Annotated in this window: 10 protein-coding genes; 7 read left to right on the top strand and 3 right to left on the bottom strand. The window is 48.2% G+C overall.

All coding sequences use genetic code 11. The features are described from left to right. Nucleotides 1-27: 27 nt before the first annotated feature. Nucleotides 28-1512 carry a xylulokinase gene (locus AC5JBY_RS24270; RefSeq protein WP_495907256.1) on the top strand — a complete coding sequence of 495 codons (1485 nt, stop codon included), beginning with the start codon at nucleotides 28-30 and terminating at the stop codon, nucleotides 1510-1512. Nucleotides 1513-1740: 228 nt separating this feature from the next. Here the strand turns inward: AC5JBY_RS24270 and AC5JBY_RS24265 are convergent, their stop codons facing one another. Continuing rightward, nucleotides 1741-2790, bottom strand: a complete 1050-nt coding sequence (locus AC5JBY_RS24265) for a serine hydrolase domain-containing protein (protein WP_495907255.1) — start codon at nucleotides 2788-2790, stop codon at nucleotides 1741-1743. Nucleotides 2791-2952: 162 nt separating this feature from the next. On the opposite strand from AC5JBY_RS24265, the gene clpB reads away from it, so the two are divergent. From clpB to AC5JBY_RS24240, 5 genes are all read left to right on the top strand, one after another. Then, a complete protein-coding gene (gene clpB / locus AC5JBY_RS24260) occupies nucleotides 2953-5571 on the top strand; it encodes an ATP-dependent chaperone ClpB (protein WP_495907254.1) in 2619 nt (872 codons plus the stop codon). A 146-nt stretch (nucleotides 5572-5717) separates the two neighbouring features. Continuing rightward, the gene (locus tag AC5JBY_RS24255; RefSeq protein ID WP_495907253.1) at nucleotides 5718-6290 is read left to right on the top strand and encodes a DsbA family protein; all 573 of its coding nucleotides are present in this window, start codon (nucleotides 5718-5720) and stop codon (nucleotides 6288-6290) included. A gap of 128 nt (nucleotides 6291-6418) precedes the next feature. Continuing rightward, nucleotides 6419-7849 carry a DUF4403 family protein gene (locus AC5JBY_RS24250; protein ID WP_495907252.1) on the top strand — a complete coding sequence of 477 codons (1431 nt, stop codon included), beginning with the start codon at nucleotides 6419-6421 and terminating at the stop codon, nucleotides 7847-7849. Between the two features lie 134 nt (nucleotides 7850-7983). Beyond that, complete coding sequence (locus AC5JBY_RS24245; RefSeq protein ID WP_495907251.1) at nucleotides 7984-8574, top strand: RNA polymerase sigma factor; 591 nt, start codon at nucleotides 7984-7986, stop codon at nucleotides 8572-8574. Beyond that, a complete protein-coding gene (locus tag AC5JBY_RS24240; RefSeq protein ID WP_495907250.1) occupies nucleotides 8558-9946 on the top strand; it encodes a porin family protein in 1389 nt (462 codons plus the stop codon). The genes AC5JBY_RS24245 and AC5JBY_RS24240 overlap by 17 nt, the downstream gene beginning before the upstream one ends. Before the next feature lie 15 nt (nucleotides 9947-9961). Here AC5JBY_RS24240 and AC5JBY_RS24235 read toward each other — a convergent pair whose 3' ends face one another. Next, nucleotides 9962-10396, bottom strand: a complete 435-nt coding sequence (locus AC5JBY_RS24235; protein WP_495907249.1) for a hypothetical protein — start codon at nucleotides 10394-10396, stop codon at nucleotides 9962-9964. A 59-nt stretch (nucleotides 10397-10455) separates the two neighbouring features. After that, nucleotides 10456-10839 carry an SET domain-containing protein gene (locus AC5JBY_RS24230; protein ID WP_495907248.1) on the bottom strand — a complete coding sequence of 128 codons (384 nt, stop codon included), beginning with the start codon at nucleotides 10837-10839 and terminating at the stop codon, nucleotides 10456-10458. A gap of 128 nt (nucleotides 10840-10967) precedes the next feature. Between AC5JBY_RS24230 and mgtE the strand changes: the two genes are divergently transcribed. After that, nucleotides 10968-12350, top strand: coding sequence for a magnesium transporter (gene mgtE, locus AC5JBY_RS24225; RefSeq protein ID WP_495907247.1), 1383 nt, complete (start codon nucleotides 10968-10970; stop codon nucleotides 12348-12350). Nucleotides 12351-12360 lie beyond the last annotated feature (10 nt).

The following is a 12360-nucleotide window of genomic DNA, read 5'->3' as shown; positions in this document are numbered from 1 at the left end:
ACCTAATTGATTACATAAAAAGCGATTGTGAAATATTTACTCGGCATCGATATCGGCTCCTCCTCCATAAAAGCCGCTTTAATAGAAATTTCCAGTGGTAAGATAGCAGCTACAGCCTTTTCTCCTTCCGAGGAAATGCCCATTGCTGCCCCTAAAACCGGTTTTGCCGAGCAGGACCCCGATATGTGGTGGCAGGAGTTGCAGCACGCGCTTAAAAAACTGCGCCAGCAAACCCCTTTCAAAGGCGATGAGGTGGCTGCTATCGGTATTTCCTACCAGATGCACGGCCTGGTGTGTGTAGACAAAGCAGGAAAGCCATTGCGTCCGTCTATCATCTGGTGTGATGGCAGGGCCGTAGAATATGGCAACAAAGCCTTTGAAGCCCTCGGAGAAGATTTCAGCCTTTCCAATTTCCTGAACTCTCCGGGCAACTTCACCGCTTCCAAATTGAAGTGGGTGAAAGAGAATGAGCCCGAACTCTATAAAAAGATACACAAGATCATGCTGCCCGGCGATTACATTGCCCTGCGGCTCACAGGCGATGCTACCACCACGGTTTCTGGTTTGTCAGAAGGCATCTTGTGGAACTTTAAGACAAAGAGCATTGCCAAAGACCTGCTCAATTATTACGGCATAGACGAAAGCCTGTTGTCTACTATCGTGCCCACCTTTGGAGAGCAGGGTAGGGTAACACAGGAGGCTGCTGAACTGCTGGACCTGAAAGCAGGCATACCAGTGAGCTATCGTGCCGGCGACCAGCCCAACAATGCTTATTCACTCAACGTATTACAACCCGGCGAAGTAGCTGCCACAGCTGGTACTTCGGGTGTGGTATACGGTGTTACCGACAAGGTGGAATACGATCCCAAGTCAAGAGTAAACACCTTTGTGCATGTAAGCCACACAGAAGAGAAACCTCGTTATGGTATTTTACTATGCGTAAATGGCACCGGCATCCTCAATAGCTGGCTGCGTAAAAACTTCTTTGGCACAGCCTCCTATGCTGATATGAATGCACAGGCCGCTGCCGTACCGCCCGGTTCAGATGGACTTCGTTTCTTCCCCTTCGGCAATGGTGCCGAGCGTGTATTGGAGAACAAAGACATTGGCGCCATCCTTCAGGGCTTACAATTCAACCGCCACGATCGTGGACATGTAGCCCGCGCAGCACAGGAAGGCATTGTATTCTCTCTGCAATATGGTATGGAGATCATGCAACAGATGGGCATGCAACTGAAGACCATCCGTGCAGGATATGCCAACATGTTCCTCAGTGAAATATTTGGAAGCGTATTTGCCAATACCACTGGCTGCACAGTCGAGCTGTATAATACAGATGGCGCGGCCGGTGCAGCCCGCGCTGCAGGCGTAGGCGCAGGCATCTATCCCGATTTTAAATCCTGCTTTGCTGGCATGAACGTGATCAAAAAACTGGAGCCGGAAAAAGGATTGCAGGAGCAATACAAAGACATCTATGGTGAGTGGAAGAATGCCTTGCTGAAAAACTTATAAATTAATAACCGGTCATTTCAGGGCATTTACGGCCATTTCGGTCACCTGTTGGCAGTTGCTTAACTGTTCAATGTATTTTTGTGTGCAGGAAAGCTTGTACTTGAGCCGCAGTTAAGCCGGGGTTAAGCCGTACTTAAGCCGTAGTAAAGCCGTACTAATCCCGTATTAATAGCACAACAAGTCCAAAACAGCCATTTACACCAAAAACGGCAGGGTAGCTGGTGTCCGCTATTTACAAGGACCAACTTGCTCATCAACAGCCTCTTTAAACTGCAGGTAAAAGTCTTTCTTCTGTTCGCCCAGTAATGTTTTCACAAAGATGATGGCGGCATAATTGCGGCATTTATCGATATAAGGCCAGGTACCAAACAAGCCGGGACTGCTCACTACAGTTGCATTGCCACTGGCATCCTTCTCTTGTATCCACTCACCTAAACCATACTCATAGCCCTCTGCTATCTTGGGCGTAAACTTGACGGGCAACCCGGGAAAGTGGTTCTTCTGCATTTCCGCGATCGATGCTTCGCTCAACACACGTTTGCCTTCAAACATCCCTTTGTTCAGGATCATGATGAGGAAGTTCATATAATCATTAGCGGTCGATTGGGCGCCACCCGAAGGATTGGGAGCATTACCATTATCGTTCACAAAAGTGGTGGCCCGCATTTTCAACGGACGGGTGATCTTCTCCTGCACCAGCCGTGAAAAATCTTTCTTGCTCACCACCTCTGCACAGCGTGCTGCCAGGTTGAGACCGCTGCTGCCATAAGCAAACTCCTTACCGGGGTTGTTGGAGATCTCTTTTGCGGCAATTGAATTGGCTTCATCCTCCAGGTTGTCAAACTTGCGGCGCTCAAATACTTTGGCCAGGCCACCCTTACCATTGTCTATACCAGTAGTATGCGACAGACATTGACGGATGGTGATATAGCCCTTCATATATTTCTCCAATACGGGAATGTACTTTACAACAGGATCGTCCAGGTCCAGCTTACCCTCGTCAACCAACGCCATGATAGTAGCAGCCGTGATCCACTTGCTGCAACTGGCAATAGGCGCCTGCGTTTTGCCGTTGAAATCCGTACCGATCGCCTTCTGGTAAATCAGCTTGCCATCCTTCCACACCAACGCTACTACATTGTTACCCAACAACTTCTTGTTCTTTTCCAGCAATTGGTCCACGCTGCTGAAGTCCTGGGTATAGGCAAACTGCAACATTAACAGGAAAAACAGGGACAGACTGAATTTTGGGCAGGTTCGGGGCGTTTTTAATGACATAAATGCCGGAAATTTTTGGTTGGATTGTGATTTGCGATAAGGGATAAAGTTATTGGAAGTTACGGTAACTGAACCTTGAGGGTTGGCACAATGTTGTTATTAACGAAGAATTTAAGCCTATCCTTCCCAGCTACCGGCCGCCAAAACACAAACAAAGAGACTATGAACTTAAACAACTTTACCATTAAGGCCCAGGAAGTGATCGCACAGGCACAGCAGATCGCTTTTAACCAGGGGAATGTAAATATAGAAACAGAGCACCTGCTCAAGAGCTTGCTGGACCAGGAAGATTCTCCGGTAGAATACCTGCTGAAGAAAAATAATGTGACAGTGAACCTCCTGGAAAGCAAGCTGCGGGATGCGATTGATAAGCTGCCCAAAGTAAATGGCGATGCACAGCCGGCGCAGGCTATCAGCCGGGATGCCAACAATGCTATCCTGCGTGCGGGTACCACCCTCAAGCAGTTTGGCGATGAATTCGTGAGCGTAGAACACCTGTTATTGGCCATCGTGCAAGGCAGCGATAATACCGCGCGGTTGTTGAAAGATGCCGGCCTTACCGAAAAAGGACTGGTAGCTGCTACCAAAGACCTGCGCAAAGGCGATACCATTAAAAGCCAGACCCAGGAAACCCAGTTCAACGCACTGAACAAATATGCGAAGAACCTCAACGAACTGGCGCGCCAGGGCAAACTGGACCCCGTGATCGGTAGGGACGAAGAGATTCGCCGTACCCTGCATATCCTTTCACGCCGTAGTAAGAATAACCCTATCCTGGTGGGTGAGCCCGGCGTAGGTAAAACAGCTATTGCAGAAGGGTTGGCCATACGCATTGTGAATGGCGATGTACCAGATAACTTAAAGTCGAAGATCATTTATGCACTGGACATGGGACAGCTCATTGCCGGTGCCAAGTATAAAGGAGAATTTGAAGAAAGACTGAAAGGCGTAGTAAAAGAAGTGAGCACCAGCGAAGGAGAGATCGTGCTCTTTATCGATGAGATACACACCCTCGTAGGTGCAGGTGGTGGAGAAGGTGCTATGGATGCAGCCAATATCCTGAAGCCTGCCCTGGCAAGAGGAGAGTTGAGAGCCATTGGTGCTACAACCCTCAATGAATACCAGAAGTTTTTCGAGAAAGATAAAGCCCTGGAACGCCGGTTCCAGAAAGTAATGATCGAAGAACCCAGCGTGGAAGATGCCATATCTATCCTGCGCGGATTGAAAGATCGTTACGAAACGCACCACCATGTGCGCATCAAAGACGAAGCCATCATCGCAGCAGTGGAATTGTCACACCGGTACATTACCGATCGTTTCCTGCCCGATAAGGCCATCGACCTGATCGATGAGAGCGCCGCTAAGCTGCGCCTCGAAATGAACAGCATGCCCGAAGAGCTGGACAAGCTGGAAAGACAAATACGCCAGTTGGAAATTGAGCGCGAAGCCATCAAACGTGAGAACGATGAATACAAGCTGCGCGAGCTCAATACAGAGATTGCCAACCTGAGCGTAGAGCGCGATACATTCAAAGCAAAATGGAAAGCAGAAAAAGAAGTAGTAGATAAAGTACAGAATGCCAAAGCAGCGATCGAGCAACTGAAGCTCGAAGCTGAACAGGCCGAGCGAAATGGCGAATACGGTAAGGTAGCTGAAATACGCTACGGCAAGATCAAAGAACAGGAAAAGATCATTGGAGAACTTACAGGAGAGTTGGCAGGAATTAATGAGAAGCGCTTGTTGAAAGAAGAAGTAGACGCGGAAGACATTGCAGAAAATGTGGCGAAGGCTACCGGTATACCGGTAACGCGTATGTTGCAGAGTGAGAAAGAAAAACTGTTGCACCTGGAAGAACACCTCCATGAACGTGTGGTAGGTCAGGAAGAAGCAATTACCGCCGTAGCGGATGCTATCCGCCGTAGTCGCGCAGGGTTACAGGATCCCAGGAAGCCTATCGGTTCCTTCATCTTCCTTGGTACTACCGGGGTAGGTAAAACGGAACTGGCGAAAGCCCTGGCCGAATACCTCTTCGACGACGAAGGTATGATGACGCGCATTGACATGAGTGAGTACCAGGAAAAACATACGGTGTCGCGACTGGTAGGCGCCCCTCCGGGATACGTTGGTTATGACGAAGGAGGACAACTCTCCGAAGCTGTAAGACGTAAGCCCTATAGTGTGGTATTGCTCGACGAGATTGAGAAAGCACACCCCGATGTATGGAACGTACTGCTGCAGGTATTGGATGATGGACGCCTTACCGACAATAAAGGCCGGGTGGTGAACTTCAAGAATACGATCATCATCATGACCAGCAACATTGGTAGCCACCTCATACAGGAAGCCTTTGAAGGCGTGAACGAACGCAACCTGGAAGATGCTACAGAAAAAGCAAAAGTGGAAGTGATGAACCTGTTGCGGCAAACCATCCGCCCCGAGTTTTTGAACCGGGTAGATGAGGTGATCATGTTCCAGCCATTACTCAAAAAAGAGATCAGGGGCATTATTACGATCCAGTTGAACAACCTGCGGAAGTTAGTGGCCGCCAATGGCATCGACCTCCAGTTCAGTGAATATGCGGTAGACTATCTGGCAGAGAATGGATTCGATCCCCAGTTCGGCGCCCGTCCGCTTAAGCGGCTTATCCAGAAAGAGATCGTGAACCAGTTGTCCAAAAAGATACTGGCAGGCGATGTCGACAGGACGCACCCGGTGTTGGTAGACGTATTCGACGGGGTGGTAGTATTCAGGAACGAAGTGCCCAATCACATCACTTCTTAAACAGGCATGCCACCAATCAGAGACTAAAACCGTCTTAATAACATATTACCAAAGCCATTCTGCCGCGAGCGGAGTGGCTTTTTATTTACTGCACAGCTAATCGGTTGATTATCTGTGCATTTGGCGTATAAAACTATACTTAACATATGGCAGTAAACAATAAACCTAAGGTCATCGAGATCATTTCACCCAAGGACATCTGGCAGGGACCTGCCAGTGCCCCGGTGAAACTGGTGGAGTTTGGCGATTATGAAAGCGAAGAATGCGCGAAAGCGCATGAAGTAATTAAAAAGATCCTCCATACCTATGGCGATGAGGTGCGGTTCAACTACCGGCATTTCCCCCTTACGCAAATACACCAGCGGGCCCACAAAGCAGCTGAAGCAGCGGTAGGAGCAGGGCAGGCTGGTAAGTTTTGGGAAATGCATGAGGTCATATTCAGGAACCGTAAGCACCTGGGTACTGCAAGCCTGAAAGAATATAGCAGGGAAGCAGGCGTTTCCGATAAGCATTTCCTGCCCCGGCTGATCGATTCATTCTATGGCTGGACAGTGAGGGCCGATCTGTTAGATGGTCTCTCTATGGGTGTAAGAGATGTTCCTGCTTTCTTCATCAACGGAGAATTATATACAGGTAAACCCACCTTCGATGGATTGCGCAAGGCCATCGATGAAGCCCTGAAAGGCAAACGCAAAGCACCTGCCAAACAACGGGCATAAATAGTAATTTTTATCTTCCCAAAAGTGTGCATAGTCTCATAGAGGCCGTCCCGCAAGGACGGCCTTTTTCACATCCTGTTAATCCTTTAAATACCTGAAAATCGCGGTTCAGACTATATATTTACGCCATGAAATTCCTGCCGATCCCTTGTATCATTGTTACCCTGTTTTTCCTGACATCCTGCGGAGGCGCAAAAAAAGCGGTTACAACGGCCAGTGAGCCACCCGCCCGCCTGTTGCCAGCCCTCCCGGTGTCGCAGATCAATATTCCTATTAAGGTATACATGAGGCCGCTGCTGAACCTGATGGACAGCATGACGGCCAAAGAGTTTACCAGCGATAAATGGCCCAATTATATGCAAAGCGGTTGCGACTTTCGCTACAAATACCGTTTCGTGCGTTCCCCTTTTGTGATCACCTGCGTCAACAATAAAGTGAACATTGGTTTCCGTGGCAATTACCAGATTGCCGGCAGCCGTTGCGTGTGTGCATTCGACAAACAAGTATCACCCTGGGTGAGTGGCAGCTGCGGTTTTGGTGATGAGGCATTACGCCGGGTAGATCTCAACATCAGCTCGGTGCTCAACCTGCTGCCCAACCACCAGATAGCGACCGCTACCCGGCTCGAAGCCTTAAAGCCTATCGACAAGTGCCAGGTGACGCTGCTGCAAAATGACATGACTTCCGAGATCATGGACAGCATCAAGGCATCTGTAGAAAGCTATTGCAGCACTTTCGACAAGTTTGTACAGGCTGTCAACAACAATGCCTTTCTGCAGCAATGGCGTGGTGGCGGCAGCCGCGTGATGGCCGTCAGCAAATATGGATTCCTTAACCTCAACCCCACCAAGCTGCAGGTGAGCAGCTTCAATGTAAACCGTGACACCTTGTACTTCGCCCTCGGCTTTCAGGGAAGCCCTAAATTCTCGTCCGATAGCAACCGGCTGGTGACAAGAGCGCCACTGCCACCCATTTCCGGGACCGATAACAGCGGTACCATCAGCACCTATTTTGATGCCGTATATGAATACAAATTCTTCAACAAGCTGCTGAACGACAGCCTTAGCAATAAACCATTCGAAGTAGAAGGCCGCACCTTCGTGATCAAAGACGTCAACGTACGGGGCAGCAACGACGGTAAAATAGCAGTCGATGTGTCTTTTACCGGCAACCGCAAAGGCGTATTGCACCTCAGCGGCACCCCCGTGCTGGACACGGCCCGCCAATACCTTTCCATGCCCGATATTACCTTTGCCCTGGATACCAAGGATATCCTGGTCAACATTGCCAAAGGCATGTTCCGTAAAAGGATCATGAAAGAGCTCCAGGGCAAGTCGGTGCTCGACATTGCCGCCCTTATCCAGAAAAATAAAGCCCTTATAGAAGCCCGCCTCAACCAGCAGGTTACCGACTGGATGAGTACTACAGGTAAGCTCGAAAGCGTTAAGGTATTGGGTCTATTGCCCCAAAAAGATTATATTCAAATACAGGCATATATAAAAGGCAGTATCGTACTGATTGGTCGGCCACCAGCTAACCTGTTGAGTATGAAACGGTAAAGACAGCCAGGATGCAGAACGAAATAAAAATCCGGGAGCGGCAACCAATAGGAGCCATGCTCCGTATTATGGGGTGTTCCGGAAATATATTGTAACTTATTAAAGAAGTTTTACAATTGTAAACCAACCATCCCTTGCTCGCAGATAACCCGAAAATTTCTGCCCTGTTGAACGGCTGTCGTCAAAATGACCGTAACAGTCAAAAGGAGCTCTATTACCTGCTCCGCGGGTTTGCTATGAAGATTTGTTACCGTTACACCAATGCCCAGGAAGAGTCAGAAGAGATCATGAACGAAGGTTTTGTCAAACTGTTCAAGAACGTGCATCAGTTTGACGAGAACCGTCAGGAAGATACCTTGCTGTCCCTCAAAGGATGGTTCAAGCGTATCCTGATCAATACCTGTATCGACCACTACCGAAAAATGAACGCCTCGGTGAGCGGTCACGTATTGAACCATGAATCTGAATCCATTCCGGACCATAGTGAAACCGGCATAGATATTTTATCGTATAAAGAAATAATAGAAGCAGTCCGCTTGTTGTCACCCGGCTACAGAGCCGTGTTCAACCTGTTTGTGATAGAAGGATTAAGTCATGAGGAAATAGCCAATGTGCTGGGGATTTCAGTGGGCGCTTCAAAATCCAACTTATCAAAAGCCAGAGACAACCTCAGAAAACTATTGTTGAATAAAACACAGTACAACGTGTATGTATCCCCTCAATGATAACGACCTTGACCGTTTGAGCAGGGAAGCAGCCGAACAATACGATGTAGAAGCAAGTACGTCGGGTTGGGAAACGCTGGAAAACCGGCTCAACAGGGAACTGCCACTCAAAGAAGAGAAGGAGCGCAGGCGCTTTCTGTTCTGGCTGTTCCTGATCGTATTGCTGGCGGGTGGCGGCTTGCTGTGGACGATGACCAACAAGAACAGCAACACTGTCCAGGTAGCCCATGCAGATAAAGCAACACCAGCTGAAAAGGCTCCCCAAAATACAAACCCTGCCGATAACCAACCATCCCCAAATGTGGGGAGTACCCCGGCTCCTGAGGGCGCCGCCAGCACTGCCCCCGAAAATGCAACCACTGCCCCGGGAAGTGATGCCAATACCCTGCCGGCCGGAACAATCATTACTCCAGAGGAGGTCGCTGCCGGCAAACCACTGGGTAACACTCCGCAACCCAATAATACTACAGCAACAAAAAACGATAAGAAAGAAAGTCTTTTAAGGAAGAAAGCAGCGCAAACATCCGCTGATGATGATGGCCAGGAAGTCCTGGTAATAGGTGAAATGCCTCTTTCTGACAAACGGGAGCCTGTAAAACATCATAAAAAACAACCGGTAGTTATTAATTCTACAGACGAATTGGAAGCTGAAGCCTCGCTTCGTCCCAGTATGGTGGCTGATATAGTTTGGAACAATAAACTGGAAGGCATCAAAGCGCCATCCTTAAACCCGGCAGTAACGCCTGCTCCGGAAGAAGCACCGATAGAAAATAAGCAACAAAGAGAAAAAGGGTTGCAAGTAGGCCTGGTGGCTGGCCCGGATATGAGCAATGTGAAGTTTACCGATATGGATAAGGCAGGCTACAACGTGGGCCTGCAAATAGGATATCGCTTTAATGATCGTTGGTCGGTTAACACAGGATTACTCTATACAAAGAAAAATTACACTGCGGCAGGTAAAGACTGGACAAAGACCGGCTGGTGGCGAAATATAGATATTCATACTGTACAGGGATATTGTGAAATGTGGGATATTCCCATCAATATACGGTACGACTTTGCTGTGAATAAAAAACAACGGTGGTTTGCCAGTGCGGGAGCATCTTCCTACATCATGAAGAGCGAATACTACAATTACGATTATACATATAATGGAACCCGCAGGCAGGCAGATTGGACAAGAGACTCCACCAGCACTTACCTGTTCTCCATCCTCAACCTCTCGGCAGGCTTTGAGCGGGCACTTAATAAGCGCTTCTCCCTGCAGGCAGAACCATACTTCAAGTTCCCGTTAAAAGGATTAGGGTACGGAAAACTGGACCTGAATAGTTATGGCATCTATTTCTCTGTAAAGTATAAACTGACTAAGTAATAGAATAGCTGAGCATTATTTCGGCAGGTAAGTAACATCCGTACAAAGATACTCGAAGTCGATCTTCAGCGTTTTGATATCAGGGAGGCTTGTACGATTGGTAACAAGTTCATATTTCTTTACCTCACCGTTTTTGGGGCAGCTATAACAGGTTAAGCAGGGAGTTCGCGCAATCGTATCTGCGGGAGCACCTCTTTTAGTGATGAGTACGCCCAGGTATACAAAATCATCCTCACAGTTCTTACAGGTATTCTCTATTGCCACTTCAACGATAGCACCTTTCAGTTCAACACTTCTTATCAATAGGTTCCTGCAATCCAGCGTTTCGATATCCGTAAAAGGATGTTCGATGACGGTAGTCTTTTTACAACGCAACGCAGTTGAAATAAAAAGAATAACAATAAACAGTTGAATAAAACGGGTTGTGTGTGTAGGAGTTGTATTTTTCATGTTTAAGCGGTTGTATACATTGACAACCGCTTCGTAAATAGCGTTGCTGAAGCTTTCAATTACTTTGCATCAAACCACAGCGGCTTGGCATCATCCCAGGTGCCGTTATAGTTGATGAACAGCTCTTCGCCCGCCTTGATAAAGCGAACAGTTTTGATGGTAATGATATCATGCGTATAATCCATCTCGTATTCACAGTTGGAAGCGTAAGAATGATTATAGATAGGAATATAACCCAGGGCCATACAACATTGCTGGCGCTCACCACCCCATTCAAAAATATAATCATGCAGGATGGTTTGGTCAAGCAGCTTGCGGTCATCATTGTTCATCACGATCACCGGCGATATCTCAACGATACTATCCGCTTCCAGACTCTGGGAAGTAAATACACCACGGCCCATCACCCGGGTAGGAGCAATAAATAAACATGGCAGGATCATAAGTAAAATCGAGGTATGAGGGTCTAATATCTAAACCGTTCTAAATTAGTTATTATTTTTGAAGAGGCACTGATCGCACCTCTGATCTCGAAAAAATAATATGCCATTCAATCCCGTAAATTTGGCCCATGAGCACAGAAGACATCACCCTACAGGAGCAATTTGAAGAGCTGATGCACAGCGGTAATGAGACCTCCATCCGGGAGTTTCTGAACGACCAGAACATCAGCGATGTGGCCGAGCTCATCAATGAACTGCCCGAGTACGAGAGCCAGATCATCCAGCATATGAACATGCACCGGGCAGCCAGCGTATTCAAAATACTGGACCTTTCCACCCAGAAAACCATCATACAGGAATTACCCCCCTATAAAACGGCTGAATTATTAAATGAACTACCGGCGGATGACCGTACCGCCTTTTTGGAAGAATTGCCCAGCGAAGTGGTGAAAGAACTCATCAGGCTGCTGGACCCCGAAGAGCGCCGCGTTACCTTGTCACTCCTGGGCTATCCCGAAAGCAGTGTTGGAAGGCTGATGACGCCCGACTACATTGCTGTACAGGTCGATTGGATGGTACAGGAAGTATTGGAGCATATCCGCGAAGTAGGGAAGGAGAGCGAGACGATCGATGTGATCTATGTAGTCACCGATAAAGGAGAGTTTGTAGATGATATCAGGATCAGGGAAATATTGCTGGCCAGCCCCGACAGGCAGGTGGGCGAACTGATCGATAACCGCTTCATTGTACTGAATGTAAACGATGACCAGGAAGAAGCCAACCAGGTGTTTAGAATGAATAACCGCGTGGCCTTGCCGGTGGTAGACGATAAAAACGTACTGCTGGGGATCGTTACCATCGATGATATCCTGTGGGTGGCCAACGAAGAGTTTAGCGAAGACATGCAGAAAATGGGTGGTACCGAAGCGTTGGATGAACCCTACCTTGAAATACCGATCCTCAAACTCTTTAAAAAACGCGTAGTGTGGTTGGTCGTGCTATTCCTGGGTGAAATGCTCACCGCTACGGTTATGCAGTATTTTGAAGGACAGATACAAAAGGCAGTGGTGCTGGCCTTATTTATACCCCTCATTATTTCCAGTGGTGGCAACAGTGGATCACAAGCTTCCACCCTCATCATACAGGCCATGGCCGTGGGAGAGATCACCCTCGTGGATTGGTGGCGCGTATTGCGGCGCGAGATCATATCCGGCTTGCTGCTCGGCGCCATGCTGGGGCTCATCGGCTTCTTCAGGGTCGTATTCTGGAACTCTGTCTTCCATACCTATGGCGATCATGGCATACTGGTCGCCTTTACCGTAGGTGTTTCCCTGATAGGAGTTGTATTGTGGGGCACTATATCAGGTTCTATGCTTCCCATCATATTGAAGAAACTGGGCGCCGACCCCGCCACCTCCTCTGCTCCTTTCGTAGCTACGCTGGTGGATGTAACAGGCCTCGTCATATATTTTTCCGCAGCACTTATCTTTTTGCATGGTATTTTGCTCTAAATCGTCTAAC

It is taken from the genome of Paraflavitalea sp. (assembly GCF_059502485.1).
The sequence above is the reverse complement of the archived record's forward strand: the minus strand, read 5'-3'. Positions and strand labels throughout refer to the sequence as shown.